Origin of the sequence: Brevibacillus sp. SAFN-007a, from assembly GCF_051967035.1 — a bacterium.
Classification (GTDB): Bacteria; Bacillota; Bacilli; order Brevibacillales; family Brevibacillaceae; genus Brevibacillus.
In genome coordinates, this window is sequence record NZ_JBQCKK010000005.1 from 60552 (window position 1) to 83766 (window position 23215).

Consider the following 23215-nt stretch of genomic DNA (forward strand, 5'->3'; position numbering starts at 1 on the left):
CAGATTATAGAAAGACAGTCGTTGCGTCAATATTCTTTCTATTCCACAAAAATAGAGAGCCGCTTCACTCGCTTCCTGTGAATGCGGCCCGTCTCTAAATTCGCCGATGCCTGGCCACATATTGTTCCACGTCCGCATAGCGGCCATCCGTGTTGATCTCCGGCAAATACTCCTTGATTGTCCGAAGCCATTCGATTGTCGTCGGCCGGGTAGCCGCTATCGATTCGCGCAAATCGCTCATCTGGATGGGCCTTTCGATTCCTTTGATCCACATGTCATGCAAAACCTGCTCGGTCGCCAGCTCGACCACGTACTCAATATCCGCGCCGGAATAAAACTCGGTCCATCCCGCCAGTTGGGCGCAATCAATCGGCTCCGCGGGACGTCCTTTCAGCTTCCGGCGGAAAATATCCTCGCGTGCAGTCCGATCGGGCGGGCCGACAAACAGCAGATGCTCGAAGCCGCTCTCCTCCATCCACACAGGGCTGATTTCCCATGGCGCGTTTGTCGCCCCCAGCACGAGCAGCCTGTCCCTGGCTTTTTCCCGCCCGCTTGGCTGGGGAAGTCCCTTTCCCGCAGACAGGAGGCTACTTGCGATTGAGAAGGGGCCTCGCTGGCAAACCGTCCCGTCCAGTTCGTCCAAAAAAACGAGAAGCTTCGATTCTTTGGAAGCAGCATGCCATAAGGCGGGGGAGACAGAAGCCCCCATCCTTTCAAAAGCGTCTCCTCTGGCCGCCACAGGCCATGGCCAGAAATGAGCGCCGTATTCTTCTGCCGTCGCTTTCGCAAGCAACGACTTTCCGCATCCTGGCGGCCCGTAAAGCAGCACTCCCCTTGGCCGGACACGATCAGCCTGCCCCTCCGGTTGCCGTCTGGGAGCGAAAAACGCGTCGTGAATCGCCGCTTGTATCGGCTGCAAGCCGCTCACCGAGTGGGAACGGTTCGTGGCAGCGAATCGTTTCGCCCGGGTTTCGGCTGTTTTCCCCTTGCCTCCCTCAATTACGTGAATCCGCGCAGCAGGCATCGAGCTATACGGAGAGATGTCCCACCATTCGCTTCCTTTTCTCACGGGAAAAAACGCGGTCTCTTGCTGCAGTTTGTTCAGTTCCGCTACAATTTTTTCTTTTATCTTCTCGTTTCCATATGCAAGAGCTTTCGTAAAAGCTTGCAATGCTTCCGCGCGATCCCCCAGTTCCGCATGCTCCAGTCCCAACAGAAACCATGCATGGGCATTTTCCTCATCGTCGCTCAGCATGCTTTTGATGATCTCTATTTTCGCCATGTGCTTCATCCTCTGCCGTCATTTTCTTCGCATGTATGTATGTGCAGGCTGTGTGTTGGGATGACTTCCCTTCCCTTCAAGAAAAAGGAGCAGGGATGTCTGATTCGTCCTTATTATAAGACAAACAACCTGCAAGAAAAATATGGAAAGTAGGAAATCAGCAGAAAGTCTACCGAACCGGCCGTTGTCTCTTCGCTCCCTTTCTGAGGCATGGGAAAGCTTGCTTGTTGGGAGAGAAAAAAGCTTCGTCTCTTCAAGAGAAACGAAGCTTTTTTGGCTGAAAGCGCGGCTTAGTCTTTCCCGTTTTCTTCCTTGTCCCCGGCATTTTGGCCATCGTCTTTACCAGTTCCCTGACCGGAGCCGTTGCCATTGCCGCCATCCCCGGCTCCGCTACCGTTGCCGTTTCCTTTGCCGCCTTCTCCGGCTCCGCCGCCATTGCCGTTTCCTTTGCCGCCTTCTCCGGCTCCGCCGCCGTAGCCATTTCCTTTGCCGCCTTCTCCGGTGCCACCGCCGTAGCCGTTTCCTTTGCCGCCTTCTCCGGTGCCACCGCCGTAGCCGTTTCCTTTGCCGCCTTCTCCGGCTTCGCCACCGATACCTTTGCCGCCACCTTCACCTTGGCCTGCTCCGCCGCCTTGGCCTGCTCCGCCGCCTTGGCCTGCTCCGCCACCGATGCCTTTGCCGCCGCCCTGGCCTGCTCCGCCGCTTCCGCGATGCGGGTTAGACACTACACGGTCATAGGCGTGGACCATGCGCTGCAAGGTGCGCTTATCCACAGAACCTGTTGCGGGCAACCCATGCTTTTTCTGGAAATATTTGACGCCACTCACCGTAACGTCATCGTAGTATCCATTCATTTGACCCGAATAGCTACCTAATGATTTCAACATCCCTTGAATGACATAGACGTCTGGCCCTTGGGCTCCTTTTCCGATTGCCTGCCCCGTGCTCGGGATGAAGAAGAGCAGCGCCAGCGCCAAAACGCAAGAACCGAATCCCTTTCTGATTTTCCCTGCTGCATTCCGGGAGACCGCGCTCCCCAACCATTGCTTCATGACATATGCACCTTCCTTCTGCTTTTTTTAACCCCCCTTACTATTCCCTGTTTTTGTTTTCAATTACATGCGTGGCTGCGAGGAACGCCATTGATTTATCATTTTTTATGATGAAAAAAATGGAAAGGAATGAAGGTACTTGTTTGTCAGCAAAATTCCCGCTCGCAGGAAGGACAAAGAGAGCCGGAACGTCCGCTGTATCGCGGAGCGCTTCCCTTTCAGACGGCAGGCTGGACTTTTCGCCCCGATGACAGCAGCCGGTTTTGCTGCCGCCTGGGGCCGGGCGGAGTCGCTCCAGCCGTTACGAACAATCCGTAGATCGTTTCTGAAAAAAAAGCGAGAAGCAGCGGTTTCAGCTGTCTTTCCCTGCGCCAGATTTTGCCGCAGATGATTCAAAAAACGTCCGTGGCGACTGGCGCCATGCTCCCAACAAGCTTTCCTGCTCGGCCGTAATCACGCCTTGCTCTCTCGCTACCTCCAGCAGTGCCGTGTAGTGGGAAAGCGTCGTGCAAGGAATGCCAGCTTCCGCAAACAACGCTTCCGCATCGGGGAACTGGTAGCTGAAAATCGCCACGACTCCCAGCACCTCCCCGCCCTCTGCCTGAACCGCTTGCGCTGCTTTCAGGGAACTGCCGCCTGTGGAAATCAAGTCTTCAATGACCACTACTTTTTGCCCCGCAGACAGCGCACCCTCGATCTGGTTTTGTCTGCCGTGGCCTTTGGCCTTGTCGCGCACGTAAATCATCGGCAGGTCGAGCAACTCAGCGACCCAGGCCGCGTGCGGAATGCCCGCCGTAGCAGTACCCGCCACCACCTGCGCGTCCGGATAGCGCTCCTTGATAAGCGCGGCAAACGCTGCCGCAATCGCCCGGCGCACATGCGGGTAGGACATGGTAATGCGGTTGTCGCAATAAATCGGGGATTGGATCCCGGAAGTCCAGGTAAAGGGCTGTTCCGGGCGCAGGTGAACCGCTCCGATTGCCAAAAGGTGCGCTGCCATCTGTTTAGCCGTTGTGTTCGTCGTCATTTCTCTCCATCCCTTCCCGCGTGAATGCTTGTTGCGAACGGTCTGCCTCGATCGCGGCCACGATGCTTTGCCAGACGCCTGCCGGATCACTTGCCCCGGTGATCGCGCGACCGATCACGAGATAGTCGCTGCCCAGACGGAAAGCCTGTTCCGGCGTCGTAATCCGCGTCTGGTCGCCCTGGTCGGTCCCACGAGGGCGAATGCCGGGCGTCACGGTGACAAAGGAATCCCCTGCCGCCTTTTTTATCATCGGCACTTCCAGCGGCGAGGCGACCACCCCGTCCAGCCCAGCCCGCTTGGTCATCATCGCGTAGTGTAGCACGACATCTTCCACTGCGCCTGGAATCGCCAGCTCCTGGTTCATCGTCTGCAAGCCTGTAGAGGTCAGCATCGTCACCCCGATCAGGAGAGGACGAGCAGCGCCAGCCGCTGTCCCCTGCTCCAGCCCTTCCCGCGCCGCTGCCATCATCGCCACCCCGCCAGCCGCATGGACGTTGACCATGTCGGCTCCGAGACGGGCCAGGCTTTTCATCGCGCCTTTGGCTGTGTTCGGAATATCGTGGACTTTCAAGTCGACGAAGACTTTCAACCCTTTTTCTTTTACAAACGCTACAATGGCAGGTCCCTCTGCATAGGCCAGCTCCATCCCCACTTTTACGTAGCGGATGTGCCCTTGCAATCGATCCAGGCATTGTTTCACGTCATCCATGCTGGAAAAGTCGAGCGCAACAATCATACGCTCCCGCACATCTGTCAGTTGTTGTTGCACACTGCTCTCCCCTTTTTCTTCTCTGCCGCCCTGGCTTGGGTCCGTTTAGCTTATACAGTCACCGCTGCGACTTTGGCACCTGCTCGTTGGGCGGGCATCGCTTCTGTCGAGAAGGTGATCGTTTCCAGTACGTGCAGCAGGGCCGCAGCCGTATCCAGCGACGTCAGGCAAACCGCTCCGTTCTCCACTGCTTCGCGGCGAATGCGGAAGCCGTCGCGCTGTGGTAATTTGCCTTTGGTCAGCGTGTTGAGCACGATGTTGGCCTCTCCGGTATGGATCACATCGAGCAGATTCGGCGTGCCCTCGGACAGTTTGTTGACACGCGTCACAGGCAGACCAGCCTGTTCCAGATAATCCGCCGTGCCCGCTGTCGCCATCAGCTTGAAGCCGAGGTGGCGGAAGCGTTTTACGATGGCGAGCGCCTCTTCCTTGTCTTTGTCGGCGACCGTTACGAGCAAGGTGCCTTGCGTCGGGATGTTCATGCCTGCTGCGACCAAGCCTTTGTACAGCGCTTTGGCCAGCGTGCTTTCGCGTCCCATTACTTCCCCGGTGGACTTCATTTCCGGTCCGAGCGTAATATCCACGCGGCGCAGCTTCGCGAACGAGAACACCGGCACTTTTACCGATACGACAGACTCTTCCGGATGGTAGCCAGGCGTGAAGCCCTGGTCGACGATGGAGTAGCCGAGAATCGCTTTGGTCGCGATGTTCGCCATCGGGATCCCTGTCACTTTGGACAGGAATGGCACGGTACGGGACGAGCGCGGGTTGACCTCGATCACATACGGACGATCTTTGTAGATGACAAACTGGATGTTGAGCAGCCCTTTGATTTGCAGCGCCCGCGCCAGCTTCGTCGTCATCTCGATCAGCTCGTCTTTGATCGCCTGGGACAGCGATTGCGGCGGATAGACCGCGATGGAGTCGCCGGAATGCACCCCTGCGCGTTCGATGTGCTCCATGATGCCCGGGATCAGGACGTTTTCCCCGTCGCAGATCGCATCGACTTCGGCCTCGACCCCGACCAGGTAGCGGTCGACCAGTACCGGATGATCCGGGTTGACCTTCACTGCTTTTTCCATGTACTCCAAAAGCTCCGACTGGTTGTAGACGATCTCCATTGCCCGTCCGCCGAGCACGTAGGATGGGCGCACGAGTACCGGGAAGCCGAGCGCTTCCGCTGCCACCACTGCTTGCTCCACGGAGGTTACCGTCTTGCCTGGCGGCTGTGCGATGTCGAGGCTGCGCAGGAGCGCTTCGAACTTCTCGCGGTTTTCCGCTGCGTCGATGTTTTCCAGGCTCGTTCCGAGAATGTTGACGCCGCGCTCCGCCAGCTTGTCAGCCAGGTTGATGGCCGTTTGGCCGCCGAACTGGACGATGACGCCTTCCGGTTTTTCCACATCGAGAATGTTCATCACGTCTTCGATGTACAGCGGCTCGAAGTACAGACGGTCGGAGGTGTTGAAGTCTGTCGATACCGTTTCCGGGTTGTTGTTGATAATGACGGCTTCGTAGCCTGCTTCGCGCAAAGCCCAGACCGCATGCACCGTCGCATAGTCAAATTCGATCCCTTGGCCGATGCGAATCGGGCCGGAGCCGAGCACGACCACGCGCTTTTTGCCCGTCTCAATGCGCTCGTCCTCGACCTCGTAGCTGGAGTAGTAGTACGGCGTTTGCGCCTCGAATTCGGCTGCGCACGTATCGACCATTTTGTACACAGGGACGTAGCCCTTTTCCTTGCGCAGCGCGCGGACTGCTTCTTCCGTTTCGCCGCACAGTTCGGCGATTTTGCGGTCTGTGAAGCCCATCCGTTTTGCTTCGAACAGCTTCTCCGCCGTCAAGCCGTTTGCCAGCTCTCGTTCAAAGGAAACCATTTTTTGGAACTTATGCAGAAAGAACAGGTCGATCTTCGTCAGGCTGTGCAGCTGCTCGATGGTCCAGCCGCGGCGCAGCGCTTCTGCCACGAGGAACAGTCGCTCGTCGTCCGCATGCACCAGACGGGTCTTCAGTTCCTCTTCGCTGAGTTCCTCTGCTCCTTTGATCTCGATGTGGTACGTGCCGATTTCCAGGGAACGGATCGCCTTCATGATCGATTCTTCAAACGTGCGTCCGATCGCCATGACTTCGCCTGTCGCCTTCATTTGCGTACCGAGCTTGCGGTTGGCGGACTGGAACTTGTCAAACGGCCAGCGCGGAATTTTGCTCACGATGTAGTCGAGTGTCGGCTCGAAGCAGGCATACGTTTGTCCCGTTACCGGATTTTTCAGTTCGTCGAGCGTGTAGCCGATGGCGATTTTCGCCGCCATTTTCGCAATCGGATAGCCGGTCGCCTTGGAAGCGAGCGCAGAGGAACGGCTTACGCGCGGGTTCACCTCGATGACGTAGTATTGGAAGCTGTGCGGGTCGAGCGCGTACTGCACGTTGCAGCCGCCTTCGATGCCGAGGGCGCGGATGATGTTCAAGGCAGAGGAGCGCAACATTTGATACTCGCGATCAGCAAGCGTCTGGCTCGGCGCGACGACGATGGAGTCCCCCGTGTGCACGCCGACCGGGTCGATGTTTTCCATATTGCAGACGACGATGCAGTTGTCGTTGGCATCGCGCATGACTTCGTACTCGATTTCCTTCATGCCGGCAATGCTTCTCTCGATCAGGCATTGCGTAATCGGCGAGTATTTCAGGCCGCTCGCGACAATTTCGCGGAGGCTTTCTTCGTCTTCACAAATGCCGCCGCCCGTTCCGCCCAAGGTGTAGGCTGGCCGCACGATGATCGGGTAGCCGATCTCGTTGGCAAAATCGACGGCTTCCTCTACGGTGCTGACGATGACCGATTCCGGCACAGGCTCGCCCAGCTCGTTCATCAGCGCGCGGAACAGCTCGCGGTCTTCCGCTTGCTTGATCGAGTCCAGCTTCGTGCCGAGCAGCTTCACGTTTTCCTGCTCCAAAATGCCCGCTTCAGCGAGTGCGACAGCCATGTTCAAGCCCGTTTGGCCGCCGAGCGTAGGCAAAAGTCCGTCCGGCTTTTCCTGGCGGATGACGCGCGCTACGAACTCAGGCGTGATCGGTTCGATGTACACTTTGTCCGCCATGTTGGTGTCGGTCATGATCGTCGCCGGGTTGGAGTTAATCAGGACGACCTCCATCCCCTCTTCTTTCAGCGCTTCGCAAGCCTGTGTGCCTGCGTAGTCAAACTCGGCAGCCTGCCCGATGACGATAGGACCAGACCCGATCACGAGGATTTTTTTCAGATTAGCGTGTTTTGGCATACGTTTTTTCCTCCTTAGCGGTTTCCAGCATCGCGAGAAACTGGTCGAACAGGTAGCCGGAGTCGTACGGGCCTGGAGCCGCTTCCGGGTGGTACTGGACGGAGAAGGCGTTCTTCGCTCTGTTGCGCAGCCCTTCAACTGTCCCGTCATTGAGGGCGATATGGGTCATTTCCAGCTCGGTTCCTGCCAGGGAATCTTCTTTTACCGTATAGCTGTGGTTCTGGGATGTAATGTATGTGCGCCCGGTTGCAAGCTCTTTGACCGGATGGTTGCCGCCGCGGTGGCCAAATTTCATTTTCGTCGTTTCCGCGCCAGAGGCCAGCGCGAACAGCTGATGGCCGAGGCAGATGCCGAACAGCGGATATTCCCCGAGGATGCCGCGAATCATTTCGATGGCGTGCGGCACGTTCTTCGGGTCGCCGGGGCCGTTGGACAACAGGATGCCGTCTGGCTGGAGGCGGCGAATTTCCTCTGCCGTCACGCTGTGCGGTACGACCACCACATCACAGTTGCGCTTGGTCAGCTCGCGCAAGATGCCGTGCTTGGCGCCGAAGTCTACCAGCACGACGCGATGGCCTGTACCTGGGCAGTTGAAGACATTTTTGGTAGAGACGCGCGATACTTGATCGGTCATCAGGGTAGTGTTGTTCAAAGCGGCGAGCAGTTCGGCCAGCGGGGCTTCGCTCGTCGTAATCATGCCCTTCATCGTGCCGTGGTAGCGGATTTTTCGCGTCAGCATCCGCGTGTCAACGCCTGCAATCCCCGGGATGTCGTATGTGTGGAGCAGCTCATCCAGCGTGTTCGTATTCCGCCAGTTGCTCGGACTATCGCAATGCTCGCGGACGACGAAGCCGTGAATGTAGGGACGAACGGCTTCGAAGTCGTCGCGGTTGATCCCGTAGTTACCGATCAGCGGGTACGTCATGGTCACGATCTGTCCGCAGTAGGACGGGTCAGACAAAACCTCCTGATAGCCTGTCAGTCCTGTGTTGAATACCACTTCCCCGCAGGATTCCTTCGTCGCTCCGAACGCCGTTCCGATCAATTCCGTTCCGTCTTCCAAAATCAATCTTGCACGCATCTATGCTCCTCCTTCGTTTTCGTGAAAAAGCCGCTTGCGCCCGTGGGCACCGGCTTTCCGTCTCTCTACGCCTCTTGATGTACGATCTTGCCGTCTACGAGCGTCAGGATCGGCCAGCCTTTGCACGCCCATCCGGCAAACGGTGTATTGGTCCCTTTGCTCGCAAAGGTGGTCGGATCAATCGTTTTTTCCGTCGCAAGGTCGATGACCGTCACGTCTGCAACCGCCCCGACTTCCAGGCGTCCGTACGGCAGCCCGAAAGCTTTCGCTGGCTGCACCGTCAGTAGTTCAACCAGTCTTTGCAAAGTCAGCTCGCCTGTTTGTACGAGGTGCGTGTAGAGCAGCGGAAAAGCTGTCTCCAGTCCGACGATGCCAAATGGCGCGCGCGCTATGCCGTTCGCTTTTTCTTCCCGGGTGTGTGGCGCGTGATCGGTGGCGATCATGTCGATCGTGCCGTCTTTGAGCCCGGCGATCAGCGCCGCGCGGTCCTCGCGGGAGCGAAGCGGCGGATTCATTTTCCAGTTGGTGTCGAGGCTGTCCGGGATGTCCTGGTCGCACAAAAGCAGGTGGTGCGGCGTCACTTCGCACGTCACGTTGACGCCCGCGCGTTTTCCGTCGCGCACCAGGCGCACGGACTCTTTGGCGCTGATGTGGCACACGTGGTAGTGCACCCCTGTCTGCTCCGCGAGCAAAATGTCGCGTCCGACGTGGATGGACTCCGACTCGGACGGAATGCCAGGCAGTCCGTGGCGCGCTGCGACCACGCCGTCGTGCAGGGCGGCTCCCGGGAGCAGCAGATCATCGTCTTCGCAGTGAGCCACGATGGACAGCCCCAGCTCGGCTGCTTTTTTCATCGCTTTTTTCATCATCGCGCTCGACTGCACGCCGACGCCGTCATCGGTCAGGGCAAAAATTCCCGCTTCTTTCAAGGCGGCGAAGTCCGTCAGCTCTTTGCCCAGCTGGCGCACCGTGATTGCGCCATACGGAATCACGCGGGCCAGTCCCGCTTCGCGCGCTTTGTCCAAGATGTACGTCACCGTGTCGACGCTGTCGATGGACGGGCGCGTGTTCGGCATGCAGGCAATCGTGGTAAAGCCGCCGCGCACGGCCGCTTTGGCTCCGGTCGCGATCGTTTCTTTATGCGCGAAGCCCGGCTCGCGCAGATGGACGTGGACGTCGATCAGTCCCGCGCAGATCATCCCGCCTCTGCAATCTATCCATTCATGGCCGTCGCGGGGGAGGGTTTCGCCCATCGCCGCGATTCGTCCGTCTTCTATCCCTATTTCTACGGGAGTGAGTTCCCCCGCCTGATTTAGTACGTTGCCGTTGCCAAGGATGATTCCCATTTTGTTTCGCTCCCTTTCAGCAGAGTTTCCAGCACAGCCATTCTCGCTGCGACTCCGTTGGTTACTTGTTTTTGGATCAAGGATGTTTCGCATTCAACGAGATCGGTGTGAATTTCGACTCCGCGATTGACCGGGGCCGGATGCATGATGACCGCGCCTGGCTTCATCATTTTGGCCCGCGCAAGCGTGAGGCCGTACGCCTTGTGATACTCTTCCTTGGAGACGTAGAGCGATTCGGTATGGCGCTCCAGCTGCACGCGGAGCATCATGACGACGTCCGCTGTCTGAACCGCTTCCTCCATACCGACGACCTGGACGCCTGCCGGGATTGGTGTTGGCATCATGGAAGGCGGGCCTGCGAGCAGCAGATTCATCCCGAGCTTCGGCATGGCGTGCAGGTGCGATCCGAGTACGCGGCTGTGGCGCAAATCGCCGATGATCGCTACCGTCAAGCCCTCCAGCATCCCAAACTGCTGCTTCATGGTCAGCAGGTCAAGCAGGCATTGGGTCGGGTGTTCGTTGGTGCCGTCCCCTGCGTTGACCAGCTTCAGGTCGACGCTTTGGGCGAGCTCTTGCAGCAGTCCTTCTTTTTTCGTGCGGATCACCGCTGCTTCCACGCCCATCGCTTCCAGCGTGCGGATCGTATCGTACACAGTTTCGCCTTTTACGGTTGAGGAGGTTTCCGGAATGAAGTTCAACACATGGGCGCCGAGTCTTTTTTGGGCCACCTCGAACGAGAAGCGGGTTCTGGTGCTGGCTTCAAAGAACAGATTCGCCACGAAGCGGCCGTGCAGAATGTCTGCCTGCTCGCCCGGTCTCTCGGCCCAGTAATAGGCGCGGTCCAGGAGCTGGACGATCTGCTGCTTGGACAAGTCTTTCAAGCCAATCAGGTGCGCTAGGTTGTTCATCGAAATCCCTCCGGTTCATCTGGTTTCTCGCAAAAGAAAAGGCTTCTTGACTCCTGCTACCTATCGGGAGGTAAGCGAGACAAGAAGCCGATCCGACGCCATTTTTAGGGCAGCGAAAACAGCGTCCTATGCCTTGCCAGCCTCTCGGGACTGGATTTAAAGGATAGAAACGTATCAGGCAATTTGTTTTTTCTCTTCGCGGGACGCTTCCCCCATCGCGGACTCTTTGCCCGGCAGGATCAGGTGCAGGAAAATGCCCAGGAAGGTGGAGAACGCGATGTTGTCAATCGTCAGGTCGCTTGGCAGCCCGACACCCGCGAAGCTGATTTTGTATCCGCCAATTCCCGTTACCAGGATGGCAGCCGCGATAATCATGTTGCGCTTGTTGGCAAAATCCACTTTGTTTTCTACGTACATCCGCAGGCCCTGTGCCGCGATAATCCCGAACAGGACGATGGACACGCCGCCGAGCACTGGAGTCGGAATCGTCATCAAGAGAGCGCTGATCTTGCCGATGAAGGCGAACAGGATGGCGAATACCGCAGCCAGGCCGATCACCATTCGGCTGTAGACACGGGTGATCGCCAGAACCCCGATGTTTTCGCCGTAGGTGGTGGCAGGCGGTCCGCCGAGGAAAGCCGCCAGCGAGGTGGCGATCCCGTCCCCGAGCAGGCTGCGGTGCAGACCCGGATTTTTCATCAGATCGCGATCCATGACCTTGCTTGTGACCAGGAGGTGTCCCAGGTGCTCGGCCAGGGTGACGAACGCGACTGGCGCGATGACGAGCGCTGCGATCCAGGCCGAACCGTCACCGATGACATGGAGGACTTCGCCTGCCTTGAATGGCGGAGCGGCAAACCATTTGGCTTCCAAAACCTTTTGAAAATCAATCAGTTCAGGGTGACGCACCAGCGCGTACACATAACCGGCGATCATGCCGATCAGAATGGGAATCAGTCCAAGAAAACCGCGTAGCAGCACCGCCGCCAGGATGGTTACCAGCAAGGTCACCAGCGAAATCTCAATCGAGGTCAGCGACATTTGCGACTGTCCGTCTACGGTCACTTTCGTTGCCATATCTACCGCTACGCCAGCCAGGCTAAGCCCGATGACGACGATGACGGAGGCGATGACGACCGGTGGCAGCACTTTGTCCAGCCATTTGACCCCTGCCTTTTGCACAATGCCTGCGACGATGATGTACACGATCCCCGAGAGGAAGCAGCCAAGCAAGGCGGTCCCTGTTCCGTGCGACGCCGTCACCGCGATAATCGGTCCGATAAAGGCGAAGGACGAGCCGAGGTAGTTCGGAATTTTTCCTTTGGTGATCCACAGGAACAAGAGCGTTCCGATCCCGCTTGTCAAAAGGGCGGTGGCAGCATCCAGTCCGGTCAGGATCGGCACCAGTACGGTTGACCCGAACATCGCGAACAAGTGCTGAATGGACAGTGGCAGCAATTTGGAAATCGCTGGTGTTTCATCGACGTCTACATAGTTTTTTTGACTCATGCGCTTTTCTTCCCCCTGTGGTTCGTTGTTCTTCCCTCTTGCTTTGTGCTTTCCCGCTGCCGGCAAACAAAAAGCCTCTTTGTGCGGACACAAAGAGGCCAGCTTCCCCATAGGCGCATGGGAAGGTTCCTGCCTCTTCTCGACCTCACGGGATCGCTATTAAAGAGGATGTATTCCATTAGATCAACTGACGGATGGACACGATATCCATCACGTCTACTTCCGACAGCTGCACGTCGACGATTTCCGTGCGTGCCGTCGGTACATTTTTTCCGACGAAATCCGGGCGAATCGGCAGCTCGCGATGGCCGCGATCCACCAGCACCGCCAGTTGAATCATCCGCGGGCGGCCGCTGTCGATCAACGCGTCCAAAGCGGCGCGTACCGTCCGTCCGGTATAGAGGACGTCATCCACCAGAATGACGGTTTTTCCTGTGATTTGCTCCGGAAGCTTCGAGCCTTGCAGCACCGCATCCTCCGATTTGTGCTGGAGATCATCGCGGTAAAACGTAATGTCCAGCTCTCCGACCGGTACTTTGACGTTCTCGATCATCTCGATTCTCTCGACCAGACGCTGCGCGAGGTAAATTCCCCTGGTCTTGATGCCGACGATGATACAATCCTCGACACCCTTGTTTCGCTCGATAATCTCGTGGGCAATGCGAGTCAGCGCGCGGCGGATGGCCGCCTCATCCATTATGACACTTTTGTTCATCATCTCGATCCCTCCTCGACGGGAACAGTGGCTGTACGAAAAAAGGCTCCTTGTCAGGAGACAAGAAGCCAGGGGACAAACAGGCCAGCTCGCGCTATGCCTGCTTGTCATTTCCGTGCCCTTGCCAGCCTCACGGGACTGGATTTAAAGGTTCCATTCGTCAAAAACGATTATGTCATGAAACAAGCCCGGTGTCAACGCAATGGAAAGAAATTTAACGATTCCAATAAACAGCGATCCATTCCGGCAAGTAGTTGGCGTAGTAGCCGATATCGCCTGTGATGCCTTTGACCAGCTCGCTTTCTTTGCCGTCTGCCTGATAGAAGAGCGAACCGCGCTCGGCCCGATCGAGTCGCAGAAACAAAAGCTTGCTGCCATCCGGTGACGGGGACGGGTAATAATCGGCCGTTTGCTCCGCGCCTTTTGTCCATGGCTGTTCCGCACCGTTCGCATCCCTCGTCCAGATGCGCTGGCCGGGAACCATCACCTTTTTCGGATCAAACGCATAGTCTGTCGCTTTTCCTCTGGCGAAAAACAGCGTGTACGGCGGCTTTGCCGTCCAGACCGGATACGTGTCCACGCTGTCAGCCGGGCTCGCCGAGACGACTTTTCCCTCCCGATTCGCCAGCTTCAGATGTTTGTTGTGTGTCGCCACCCGATCCGTACCGTCGATGAAGGCAAGCTGCTGGCTGTTCGCCGTCCAGGAGAGCCACTCCGGGTACGGCAGCCCGCTTCCCAGCACGATCGGCTTTTTCATTGGCTGCTTCAGGTTGAACAACTGAATCGGCACGCCGTCCGCAGACAGGGAAGCCGCGTTATCGCGTACATAGTAGGCGACGAGCTGGCCGTCGGGCGAGACGTTCATCCCTGTGGCCGCCAGGGCGTAGATGCCGTCTTCGACACGGGGCGGTTCTGCGAGCGGATACGTAGCCAATGGCTGTCCGGCCAGATTTTGCAGGACGAACGTCATCGGACGGTTTTTCCCCGCTTCCGTGGAAGCCAGAATCGCTTCTCCGTCCGGCATCCAGGTGAAGTCGAAGAAAGCGGCAGGCGTCACGGCTCCTGCGACCACTTCTCCGTTGGCGCGGACTTCTTTTAACACGAGCAACGTTTTTGGCTGCTCGCTGCTGCCCGCCTGGACGGTATAAGCCACCTGGTTTCTTGTCGGCGACCATTTCGGCCTTCCCGTGACGGGCCTGTCGTCGAGCTGAACCGCTCCGCTGCCATCCGCGCGAACCAGCCACAAGAAGCCGGGGACGGAATAGCGGTCGGCTCCTTGGTACTTCACGAACAAAAGCCATTGGCCATCCGGCGACCAGCCGACGATCTCCGCCAGTCCGTCTTTCGTAATCCGCTTTGGCGCTTCGTTTTTGTTCTGGAGGTTCAGCAAAAACAACTGCTGGTTGCTGGTAAACGCGATCTGTGCCGGAACGGTCACTTCCTTGTTGCTTCTGACCGGAAGCTGTCCCTGTTCCGCTGCCATGGACTGCCCGCCCGCAAGCGTCAGCATGCCGAGCATCGCCGCCACAGCGACCGCTTTGCGCCATATTCCGTTCATGCGTATTTCCTCCTCGCCAAACTCGATTGAAAAAAACGCCAGAAAAAAGCGGCTGCCCTCTTCTAGCGTTTTCGAATCCCCAAACCTTTATGCTTTTATGTCCGCTCACAAGCTCGCAGGCGCAAGCAGCAAAAAGCGATTGCCGTACAAATCCTCAAACATCGCTTCCATGCCGTAGACGACCTCGACTGGCTCGCTGACAAACTTCACGCCGCGCTGGCGCAGCGCTTCGTACGTCTGCCAAAAATCGTCCGTCTGCCATACCCACATCGGGTTTTTGCCGACCACAGCAAGCATCTCCCGTGCGATCTCCTCCCGGTGCCAGTGGGTAGGATCATGCAGCACGATTTCCAGCTCCTGGCCGGGAAGGCCGACCGTCAGCCAGCGCGAGCCGTCGTCCATGCGCGTATCCATCCGTTTTTCAAAGCCGAGCTTTTCCGTGTAAAACTGCAAAGCCTCCTCGCAGTCGCGAACGTACAGCGTCACATGCGCCAGCCTTTTCAGCACGTGCCTTCCTCCTGTCCTTTACGCTTGTCTGAGAAAGTTTACGAGATCGGCCAAATCCTTCGGCATGGGCGCCTCGAACTCCAGCCGCTCCTGCGTGCGCGGATGCGTGAAGCCGAGCGTCTTCGCATGCAGGGCCTGTCCGTCAATCTCCAGCGTGTTTTTCGGCCCGTATTTCGGATCGCCTGCCAGCGGATAGCCGATGTATTTCATATGAACGCGAATCTGGTGCGTTCGGCCCGTTTCCAGTTTGAGTTCCACCAGCGTAAATTCCTTGAAGCGCTCCAGCACGATAAAATGCGTCACGGCTGGCTTGCTGTTCTCAAAGACAACCGCCATCTGCTGGCGATTTTTCGGATCGCGTCCGATCGGCGCGTCAATCGTACCCATCTCGTGCGGAATGACCCCGTGGACGATCGCGACGTATGTACGCGTCACCGAGTGTTCCTTCAACTGTTCAGCCAGGCCGACATGCGCCTTATCGTTTTTCGCTACCATGAGCAGCCCCGACGTGTCCTTGTCGATGCGATGCACGATTCCCGGACGAAGGACGCCGTTAATGCCGGACAAATCTTTGCAGTGCGCCAAAAGTCCGTTGACGAGCGTCCCGCTGTAATGCCCCGGAGCCGGATGAACCACCAGTCCGCGCGGCTTGTTGACGACGACGATATCGCTGTCCTCGTAGACGATCTCAAGCGGCATCGGCTCCGGCTTGATCGCCAGTTCTTTTGGCGGCGGCACGCGCAAGGTAACCTCGTCTTCCGCCTGCAGCTTGTAGTTGCTCTTGATCGGCTCTCCGTTTACCGTGACGCGGCCTTCCTTGATCCACGCCTGTACCTGCGAGCGCGACCAGTCTTCGTTTTGCAGCGTGATGAACTTGTCGATCCGCTCGTTTGCGTCCTCAGGCTCCACGTTCCAATCATAACGTTCGAATAATTGCGTGTCGTTCATGTTTGTCTCCTCACAAAGTTACTGTCCGTACCCCGTTTCGTCTCACCCGAAGCAGGCATTACCGTCCGCTTTTCCTGCCTTCCAGGAAGACATCCAACAGCAAAATGCCGACGCCAATCGTAATCGCCATGTCCGCGACGTTGAAAATCGGGAAGTTAATCAGGGTGAAATCCAGAAAGTCCACGACTTGTCCGGTCGATGCCCGGTCGATAAAATTCCCGATGGCTCCGCCCAACACGAGGGACAATGCCACCGAAGCGCGCGGCTGGTTTTTCCCCAGACGGATCAACGAAACCACAATACCGATGACGACAGCCACCGTAATGACAAGAAAGAGCCAGCGCTGATTTTGCAAAATGCCAAACGCGGCCCCCATGTTGCGGTGGGAGGTGAGATGAAACACATCCGCGATCAACGGGATGGATTCTCCCCGCTCCATATGCTTCACGACAAGGTACTTGGTCCACTGATCCAGTCCAATAATCACAGCGGCAATAAGAAAATACAACAAGGGAACGTCCTCCTTCATCTGCTTCGGCCAGCCATGCAAACACAATGTCAAATGCTCATTTTACCAGAGTGCGCTCGCAGGAACAAGCGCCTTGCTTTTTTGTACAGCCGATACCCTTTGCGCACCCCATTGAGCACCCACAACGGAATTTTCCAGCCCCGGTCCTTCAAAAAAGGAAGGTAGATCTTGTAGTACGCCTTGCGCAAATCGCGCCATTTGCTGTCCGGCACATTCTTGCCGTAGTCCGAGACGTCGATGAGGTACCCTCTTCCCTGGTCCATCAGCACGTTTTTGCCGTGGACGTCGTGCGGGAACAGTCCTTTTTCGCGCGCTTCCTTCAGCGCCCGCTCCACATCCTCGATCACCCGGGGCGGTATGGGGATACCGAAGCGAACGCAGTCAAACAGGGATATCCCGTTGATTCGCTGGATGACCAGATAGCCTTCGCCATAGTCGTACATCACCGGAAACGACCGCGTCTCCCCCAGCTTCTTGTACACCTCGATTTCCTGCTCCCAGCCTGGTCTGCCAGGAGCGTACAGCTTGACGACTACACGCGGATAATCGGGATGGGCAAAGACGGCAGCGTAATTGCCGGTACCGACCAGCTCCCACGGATAGGGCGTGTGCAAGACGACGACGGGGTCGCCGGGCGACTGGCTTTCTACCTTCACTTCTTTCAAAAAAGCTTGCAGCACTTCTCGGTCAATGCGCATAGGTCCCCATCTTTCATTCCATACCGGCTTCTTTATGTTGATTCTAGCAAAATGAATTTTTTTTAAAAACCCCGTAGGCAAAAAAACTCCCAAGCGGCCGAAAACGCAAAAAGAAGAACGCGGCAGCTATGTGCCCGTTCTCCCTTGCTATTGCCTCATACATTGATTTCCGAAAACCAGTCCCGAATCGCTTCTTGCAGCTTGGAAAGCGCAGTCGCATTCGTCGCCTCGCAGTAGATGCGCACCAGCGGCTCCGTGCCCGAAGGACGAATGAGCACCCAGTGCCCTTCTTCCAAAAGCAGCTTGATCCCGTCCATCCGGTTGATCGCTTTCACTGCATACGGGCCGATCCGCTGCGGCGGCGTAGTCACCATCTGCGAAATCCACTGGTCTTTTTCCGCCAGACGCATATCAAGGCGCGTATGGAACAGCTCGCCGAATTGATCGTACACCTCGCGCAGGATCTGGTCCAGCTCCTTGTTTTCATAGGCGACCAGTTCCGCGAGCAACAGATTGATGAGCACTCCGTCCTTTTCCGGAATATGGCCGAGAATACTCGCTCCGCCGCTCTCCTCGCCCCCGATCAGGACGTCCCCCTTGCGCATTTGTTCTCCGATGTATTTGAAGCCGACCGGCGTCTCTACCAGCTCCAGGTCGTAATGCTCTGCCATGCGGTCGAGCAAATGCGTGGTCGCTACCGTACGCACGATGCGTCCGGTCAGCTTGCGATTTTTCACCAGATGATGGGTCAACAGGACGAGCACATCATTTGGCGGTATGTACTGTCCGAACCGATCCACGACTCCGAACCGATCGGCGTCGCCGTCATTGGCAAGCCCGAGCGTCGCCTTGCGCTCCAGCACTTCTTTTTTCAGCAGGCCAAGGTGTCGGTCATTAGGCTCGGGCAAATCCCCGCCGAAAGCCGCGTCAGGCGTCTCCCGGATGCCGACCGTCTTCACTCCGGCTTCTGCCAAAAGCGAGCTGACATATCCCATGCCTGCGCCGTGCATCGCATCCACCACGACAGACAGCGACGACTCACGCAACATGTCCAGGTTGACCATGCGCCGCAGATGCGCCTCGTAATGGGGCCGCAGCACGATCACTTGCAGCAGCCTGTCGCGGGCAGCGGCAGCCAAAGAAACCGTCGGCACTTCTTTGGCGGAAGCGATCTGATTGATCCACGCTTCCAGTCTGGCGGTAATTTCGGGGGTCGCCGGGCCTGCGTACTCGGGGATGTATTTGATCCCGTTGTACTCAGGCGGATTGTGGCTGGCGGTGACCATGATCGCTCCGCTTGCGGCAAAGTGCTTGACTCCGAAGGCGACGGCAGGCGTCGGAGCCGCCTCGTTGACCAGATACGAGCGGATTTGGTTGGCCGCAAGCACGCTGACAATCTCTTCGGCGAATCGTCGGCCGAGAAAACGCGTGTCATGCCCGACCAAAATCGGTTGCTCCTGTTGGCCGGTTTCTTTTGTATAGCTGGCGATCGCTTGCGCGACAATGCGGACATTTTCCATTGTAAAGCCGTCCGCCACGATGTCGCGCCAACCGTCCGTACCAAAACGAATGGCGGTCATTTCCCTCTCTCCCCTCGTTAGCGCAATTCTTTTACTTTTTCTACATAACGCAGCACTGTGGCTACGAACGTCGCATGCGACCAGGTCAACGGCGCAACGGATACGGGAGCGCCCGAATACGGGTCAAGCTGCTCGGACAGCACGCCGCTTTGCAGCGCGTGACGCACGACCCAGACGAGCCTGTCTTTTGGCTCTTGCAATTCTTCGAGCGATTTTGCCTTGGCAATCTCCCAATCCGCCACCCATAGCGTGCAAATGATCCACGGGTTTCCCGGCACTCTGGCAATATCGTGTGATTTTTTGAAATAGTAGTCGCCCTGGTAGCGGGCAAAGCCGCCTACTTCCGTGTCGACCCGCAAGCTTTTTTTCACAGCCTCCATCGTGCGCTGCACACGCGGATCGTCCACCGGGAAAACATCCAGGGCAAACAGCGCGTACAAGCTGCTCTCTACCGTAAAGTCCTTTTCCACGCTCCCATCCGGGCGCAAGTAAATGCCGCGCAAAAACCGGCCGATTCCCGGATCGTACAAATGCTTCTCCATGGCAGCGCGAATGCTTTTCGCCCCGTCCTCGTAGCGCTTGTGACGGCGATCGTCGCCGAACAGCTGCGCGAACCGCGCCGCTGCCATCAAGCCTGCGTACACCGTGGCGCTCGTGAACGTGAAGATGCCGCGCCGCTCCTCCCACAAATCATAGCTCGGCTTCGGCAGCTCCAGGGTGGGGTGAACGTATTCCAGCAAAAAGCGGGCAGCCGGACGAACCAGCGTCGGATACAGTGCCTGGCAGTCTTCAATCTGCTTGCCGCTCTTGTACTGCTCCCAGAGGGCGTACAGAACCAGGGCCGTCTCATCCTCCTGAATCGGAAGCTGGACTTCGCCGTCCACGACGTACGGATGCCAGCTGGAGCCGACAGAACCATCCGGGTTGTACTTATGCTGCAAATAGCCGTCTTGGTTCAAGGCTTTCGCGCAAAAGGTAAAAAACGGAGCGACCGTTCCCGTGTATCCGGCCTTGGCCATGGCGCTTGCGATCAGCGCCCCGTCCCGCGGCCACATGTAGCTGTAGTGATCGCGGTTAAACTGGAGAATGTCGGAGTCGTTCGCCGCCAGAATCGCGCCGTTCTGATCGATCTGCGTCCGCACCAGAAGCAAGCTGGTCTTGTACAGGTGGACAACCTCCGGGGGAAGGTCGGCAAAATCCCGCTCTTCCTTGTTCACCCAGCGCCGCCAATACACGGCCACCCGGCCCAGCAGCCGATCCGGGTCGTTGTCCAGCACGTACTGGTTCAACGTTTTCACGGCGTCGTACGAATCTCCGACGCACAACCAGTAGTACATCGTTTTTTCCTCGTGCGGCTGCAAAACCAGACGAAAGGAAATCGTGCTGTCCACGGAGCCTTGCGCGATCGGATTGCCGGCGAGCGAGCCATCCTCCGCATCGCGCCACGTTCCCTCCGCATGATTGAACCGCTTGATGCCGACGCTGAACTGGTCGATCCCGCCCTCCGGCGTTTTGCCGTTGGCCATCATGTACACATTGCGTTTGTAGTGATAAACGGTGCGTAGAATCGGGTCGAACACGGCGGTGTCCCCGACCTCCGTCTCGTTCAGGCTGAAGTCGTGATTGAAAAACAGCCTGATCTCGCGGGCCTCATGGGCATGATTGCGGACGCTCACTTTTTTCAAATAAATCGGATCGCGCTGGTGCACGCCATCTGCTATCTGCAAGGAAACGGCCAGCTGCTCGTGATGGGCAAACACATCTGTCACCAGCGACTCCCGATCATAGCCAAGCTTCCGCGTCCAGCCGTCTTCATCCAGCCAGGAGAACCGCCCCTGGACCCAGATGCCCAGCTTGCTGAAATGTCCGCCGACATGATTGAGTTGGCCTACATACGGATAGTAAAGATCGCGCATGTGCAGCCTGTCGTCAAAATTAATCAAAAGTTTTCCGTTCCCGACGACGAGCGGTCTCGGCATGCCTTCACATCCTTCCTTCCCGTACTCAGGCTGTCGATTCGCTTCTCTCTCATTGATACTCCGCAATCCGTCTGGCGTAGGAGGAAGCAAGCGTTGCCGCTGTTTCTGCCGTCGCTCCCTGCGAAATGACTTTGACGTGCGAATCTTCCGAGTCAGGCAAAATCAGCACCCAGCCGTTCGTATCGTACACCTTGATTCCGTCCACGAGTTCAAGCAGCTTGCCTTTGTTTTCCTCCAGCACCTTGCGCATCACTTTGCCTTTCGCTCCCCATGGGCAAAAGACCGTTTTGCGCTCCATGTGGCACGCAGGCAGAAGCTCCAACAGCACGCTGAGCGGCTTTTCCTCCTGCGCCAAGTAGGACAGAATGCTCATCAGGCTGTACACCGCATCGAACATCGGGTGGAAACGCTCGTCAGCCGCTACCTCCATCATCGCGCGCGGCGCTACCTTCGTCCGCACCACCTCGATTTGCAAAAGCTGGGCGAGGTGTTCCAACTCGGCTGGCGCGCTGACAGGCAACCCGATTTTTTTGTGGCGGCCGCTGCATGCCAAAAGCTGCAAGGCGAGCAGTTGCTCCGTCGAAAGCTTCGCGCCTTCCTCTGTGAACAAGGCGAACGCTTCTCCGTTTTTATCCAGGCGAATGCCGAGGTCGGCTTTCTTTTTGCTGATGCCTTCCTGAATCGATCCATACGTGACGGTCACGCCCAGATCGTGAAACAGCGGAGCGAGAAAAGTCGGGAAAAACCGCGTCTCGCTGTCGATCAGAAGGTGAAAACGCTGGCGCTGGATCGCGGGCACATCCAGGTGTTCGGCCAAAGCCAGCAAGTACGCCTCCTGGACCTGGTGTTCGACGTGCAACTCGCCCAAATGGTGCAGATTGCGCACGTACGTCTCCTGCCAGTAGGCATTTTCGATTTTTCGCTCCATATCGCGGGAGATCGGCAGCCCTGCCTGGTCGATGAACTGGAGAACCACCTCTTTTTCATCTCCGTTTTCATTCATGAACACGTGGATGCCGCCGACGCACGCAAGCGAGCGGACGCCGTACCGGATGAGTGGAGAATTGCCGACGCCGAGATCCACCGTATCAATTCCCGAGGAGCACAAGCTCGTCATGATGCTGTGCTTGAGCAACTGGGCAAACGGGTGCGAGCACGCAGAGAGCGCAATTTTGCTGCCAGGCTTTTGCAGATAGGCGTACGCAGCAGCGAGTCGGGTCACGAACTCCGGCGTAATGTCTACATTGCCCAAGCCCTTGATGCCGCTATGGCCGAACAAATTTTTCGTTTGCTTCGCGCCGTAGATGAGAGAAGTCGTCACCATCGCACTTTCCCCCACTTCCTTGTCCGGCCAAATCTTGACGCCCGCCTTCACGACCGACTTCGCGCCGATCAGGCAATTGTCGCCGATGACCGCGCCGTCTCCCGTTTGCACGCAATCGGCAATGCGGACATTGCGGCAGAGCGTGGTTCCGGTGATTTCTGTCTTTTTCCCGATCAGATTGTTCTCCCAGAAAATCGCTCGTGCAAGCTTGCTTCCCGAGGAGACGACGGTGTTGTCTCCCAGCACCGTATACGGACCGACTGCCACTCCCGCCTGCAAGTGTACGTTTTTGCTGATATAAACCGGCCCTTCCAGGCGCACGGAAGAATCGACACGGACGTGATTTTCCAGGAAAATGCGCGGTGCGATTTCCTGGGCTTTAATCTCCAGATTGACCCGACCGTCCAACAGATCAAATTGTGCCTGCCGATATACCTCCAGAGAGCCGATATCCGACCAGTACCCGCTCGCTTCGTAGCCGTAGAGCGGTTTTTGCTGTTGTAAAAAGTACGGAAAAATGTCTTTGCTGAAATCGACTTCTTTATCTTCCTCGATATACGACAGCACTTCCGGCTCGCAGACGTACATCCCGGTGTTGACCGTATCGCTGAACACTTCCGCCCAGCTTGGCTTTTCCAGGAAACGGGTAATTCGACCGCGCTCATCCGTCATGACGACGCCAAACTCCAGCGGCGTCTCCACACGGGTAAGAATCAGCGTCGCCAAGGCGTCGTTTTGTTCGTGAAAGCGAATCGCCGCCGACAAATCCATATCGGTGAGCGTATCGCCGCTGATGACGAGAAAGCGTTCGTCGAGAAAATCGGCGCAGTTTTTCACGCTTCCCGCTGTTCCGAGTGGCGTTGTCTCTTCAAAGTACACGAGGGAAACACCATAGCGCGAACCATCGCCAAACGTATCGCGGATGACATCAGGCAGGTACTGGAGCGTGACTGCAATCTCTGTAATTCCGTGCTTTTTCAGCAAATCGATCGTGTACTCCATGCACGGCCGGTTCAAGAGGGGCACCATTGGTTTTGGAGTATGGGACGTTAACGGACGTAGACGTGTACCTTTACCACCAGCCATAATAACTGCCTTCATCTTTTTTCCTTCCTCCTTCATCATCGTTGCGAGCAT

19 protein-coding genes are annotated in these 23215 nt (G+C 57.1%); 1 reads left to right on the forward strand and 18 read right to left on the reverse strand.

Annotated features, from left to right (window positions below; all coding sequences use genetic code 11):
• Nucleotides 1-94 precede the first annotated feature (94 nt).
• Both ACTHO6_RS08225 and ACTHO6_RS08230 read right to left on the reverse strand, forming a co-directional pair.
• Entirely contained in the window at nt 95-1282 is a 1188-nt protein-coding gene (locus ACTHO6_RS08225; RefSeq protein ID WP_440241060.1) for an AAA family ATPase, read from the reverse strand.
• A gap of 290 nt (nt 1283-1572) precedes the next feature.
• Nucleotides 1573-2334 (reverse strand): peptidoglycan-binding domain-containing protein, encoded by a 762-nt coding sequence (locus ACTHO6_RS08230; protein WP_440241061.1) that lies wholly within the window; start codon nt 2332-2334, stop codon nt 1573-1575.
• 129 nt (nt 2335-2463) lie between these two features.
• Here ACTHO6_RS08230 and ACTHO6_RS08235 point away from each other — a divergent pair, with 129 nt between their 5' ends.
• Nucleotides 2464-2652, forward strand: a complete 189-nt coding sequence (locus ACTHO6_RS08235) for a hypothetical protein (protein WP_440241062.1) — start codon at nt 2464-2466, stop codon at nt 2650-2652.
• A 34-nt stretch (nt 2653-2686) separates the two neighbouring features.
• Here the strand turns inward: ACTHO6_RS08235 and pyrE are convergent, their stop codons facing one another.
• The 16 genes from pyrE to ACTHO6_RS08315 form a co-directional block, all read right to left on the reverse strand.
• Nucleotides 2687-3361, reverse strand: coding sequence for an orotate phosphoribosyltransferase (pyrE, locus tag ACTHO6_RS08240; protein WP_440241063.1), 675 nt, complete (start codon nt 3359-3361; stop codon nt 2687-2689).
• Nucleotides 3339-4130, reverse strand: a complete 792-nt coding sequence (gene pyrF / locus ACTHO6_RS08245) for an orotidine-5'-phosphate decarboxylase (protein ID WP_440241064.1) — start codon at nt 4128-4130, stop codon at nt 3339-3341. The genes pyrE and pyrF overlap by 23 nt, the downstream gene beginning before the upstream one ends.
• Before the next feature lie 50 nt (nt 4131-4180).
• Entirely contained in the window at nt 4181-7396 is a 3216-nt protein-coding gene (carB, locus tag ACTHO6_RS08250; protein WP_440241065.1) for a carbamoyl-phosphate synthase large subunit, read from the reverse strand.
• Nucleotides 7380-8477 carry a carbamoyl phosphate synthase small subunit gene (locus ACTHO6_RS08255; protein ID WP_440241066.1) on the reverse strand — a complete coding sequence of 366 codons (1098 nt, stop codon included), beginning with the start codon at nt 8475-8477 and terminating at the stop codon, nt 7380-7382. Before ACTHO6_RS08255 ends, carB begins: the two co-directional genes overlap by 17 nt.
• A 65-nt stretch (nt 8478-8542) precedes the next feature.
• The gene (locus ACTHO6_RS08260; RefSeq protein WP_440241067.1) at nt 8543-9823 is read right to left on the reverse strand and encodes a dihydroorotase; all 1281 of its coding nucleotides are present in this window, start codon (nt 9821-9823) and stop codon (nt 8543-8545) included.
• Nucleotides 9790-10731 carry an aspartate carbamoyltransferase catalytic subunit gene (locus ACTHO6_RS08265; protein ID WP_440241068.1) on the reverse strand — a complete coding sequence of 314 codons (942 nt, stop codon included), beginning with the start codon at nt 10729-10731 and terminating at the stop codon, nt 9790-9792. The genes ACTHO6_RS08260 and ACTHO6_RS08265 overlap by 34 nt, the downstream gene beginning before the upstream one ends.
• Nucleotides 10732-10905: 174 nt before the next feature.
• Nucleotides 10906-12240 carry a solute carrier family 23 protein gene (locus ACTHO6_RS08270; RefSeq protein ID WP_440241069.1) on the reverse strand — a complete coding sequence of 445 codons (1335 nt, stop codon included), beginning with the start codon at nt 12238-12240 and terminating at the stop codon, nt 10906-10908.
• Nucleotides 12241-12418: 178 nt separating this feature from the next.
• Complete coding sequence (pyrR, locus tag ACTHO6_RS08275) at nt 12419-12955, reverse strand: bifunctional pyr operon transcriptional regulator/uracil phosphoribosyltransferase PyrR (RefSeq protein WP_440241231.1); 537 nt, start codon at nt 12953-12955, stop codon at nt 12419-12421.
• Between the two features lie 214 nt (nt 12956-13169).
• Nucleotides 13170-14513 carry a hypothetical protein gene (locus ACTHO6_RS08280; RefSeq protein WP_440241070.1) on the reverse strand — a complete coding sequence of 448 codons (1344 nt, stop codon included), beginning with the start codon at nt 14511-14513 and terminating at the stop codon, nt 13170-13172.
• A gap of 105 nt (nt 14514-14618) precedes the next feature.
• Nucleotides 14619-15020 carry a VOC family protein gene (locus ACTHO6_RS08285; protein ID WP_440241071.1) on the reverse strand — a complete coding sequence of 134 codons (402 nt, stop codon included), beginning with the start codon at nt 15018-15020 and terminating at the stop codon, nt 14619-14621.
• Between the two features lie 18 nt (nt 15021-15038).
• On the reverse strand, nt 15039-15968 hold the full coding sequence (locus ACTHO6_RS08290; protein WP_440241072.1) for an RluA family pseudouridine synthase: 930 nt from the start codon (nt 15966-15968) through the stop codon (nt 15039-15041).
• Between the two features lie 58 nt (nt 15969-16026).
• On the reverse strand, nt 16027-16479 hold the full coding sequence (lspA, locus tag ACTHO6_RS08295) for a signal peptidase II (protein ID WP_440241073.1): 453 nt from the start codon (nt 16477-16479) through the stop codon (nt 16027-16029).
• A 47-nt stretch (nt 16480-16526) separates the two neighbouring features.
• The gene (locus ACTHO6_RS08300) at nt 16527-17195 is read right to left on the reverse strand and encodes a serine/threonine protein kinase (protein ID WP_440241074.1); all 669 of its coding nucleotides are present in this window, start codon (nt 17193-17195) and stop codon (nt 16527-16529) included.
• A gap of 155 nt (nt 17196-17350) precedes the next feature.
• A complete protein-coding gene (locus ACTHO6_RS08305) occupies nt 17351-18775 on the reverse strand; it encodes a phosphoglucomutase/phosphomannomutase family protein (protein WP_440241075.1) in 1425 nt (474 codons plus the stop codon).
• Between the two features lie 17 nt (nt 18776-18792).
• Entirely contained in the window at nt 18793-20754 is a 1962-nt protein-coding gene (locus ACTHO6_RS08310) for a glycoside hydrolase family 15 protein (RefSeq protein WP_440241076.1), read from the reverse strand.
• A 49-nt stretch (nt 20755-20803) separates the two neighbouring features.
• A complete protein-coding gene (locus ACTHO6_RS08315) occupies nt 20804-23179 on the reverse strand; it encodes a sugar phosphate nucleotidyltransferase (RefSeq protein WP_440241077.1) in 2376 nt (791 codons plus the stop codon).
• Nucleotides 23180-23215: the final 36 nt, after the last annotated feature.

Bases quoted from the DNA above. Each gene is read 5' to 3' on its own strand.
- ACTHO6_RS08225 (WP_440241060.1), bottom strand. From the start codon at position 1,282: ATGGCGAAAATAGAGATCATCAAAAGCATGCTGAGCGACGATGAGGAA.
- ACTHO6_RS08230 (WP_440241061.1), bottom strand. From the start codon at position 2,334: ATGAAGCAATGGTTGGGGAGCGCGGTCTCCCGGAATGCAGCAGGGAAA.
- ACTHO6_RS08235 (WP_440241062.1), top strand. From the start codon at position 2,464: ATGAAGGTACTTGTTTGTCAGCAAAATTCCCGCTCGCAGGAAGGACAA.
- pyrE (WP_440241063.1), bottom strand. From the start codon at position 3,361: ATGACGACGAACACAACGGCTAAACAGATGGCAGCGCACCTTTTGGCA.
- carB (WP_440241065.1), bottom strand. From the start codon at position 7,396: ATGCCAAAACACGCTAATCTGAAAAAAATCCTCGTGATCGGGTCTGGT.
- ACTHO6_RS08255 (WP_440241066.1), bottom strand. From the start codon at position 8,477: ATGCGTGCAAGATTGATTTTGGAAGACGGAACGGAATTGATCGGAACG.
- ACTHO6_RS08260 (WP_440241067.1), bottom strand. From the start codon at position 9,823: ATGGGAATCATCCTTGGCAACGGCAACGTACTAAATCAGGCGGGGGAA.
- ACTHO6_RS08265 (WP_440241068.1), bottom strand. From the start codon at position 10,731: ATGAACAACCTAGCGCACCTGATTGGCTTGAAAGACTTGTCCAAGCAG.
- ACTHO6_RS08270 (WP_440241069.1), bottom strand. From the start codon at position 12,240: ATGAGTCAAAAAAACTATGTAGACGTCGATGAAACACCAGCGATTTCC.
- pyrR (WP_440241231.1), bottom strand. From the start codon at position 12,955: ATGAACAAAAGTGTCATAATGGATGAGGCGGCCATCCGCCGCGCGCTG.
- ACTHO6_RS08280 (WP_440241070.1), bottom strand. From the start codon at position 14,513: ATGAACGGAATATGGCGCAAAGCGGTCGCTGTGGCGGCGATGCTCGGC.
- ACTHO6_RS08290 (WP_440241072.1), bottom strand. From the start codon at position 15,968: ATGAACGACACGCAATTATTCGAACGTTATGATTGGAACGTGGAGCCT.
- ACTHO6_RS08300 (WP_440241074.1), bottom strand. From the start codon at position 17,195: ATGCGCATTGACCGAGAAGTGCTGCAAGCTTTTTTGAAAGAAGTGAAG.
- ACTHO6_RS08305 (WP_440241075.1), bottom strand. From the start codon at position 18,775: ATGACCGCCATTCGTTTTGGTACGGACGGTTGGCGCGACATCGTGGCG.
- ACTHO6_RS08310 (WP_440241076.1), bottom strand. From the start codon at position 20,754: ATGCCGAGACCGCTCGTCGTCGGGAACGGAAAACTTTTGATTAATTTT.
- ACTHO6_RS08315 (WP_440241077.1), bottom strand. From the start codon at position 23,179: ATGAAGGCAGTTATTATGGCTGGTGGTAAAGGTACACGTCTACGTCCG.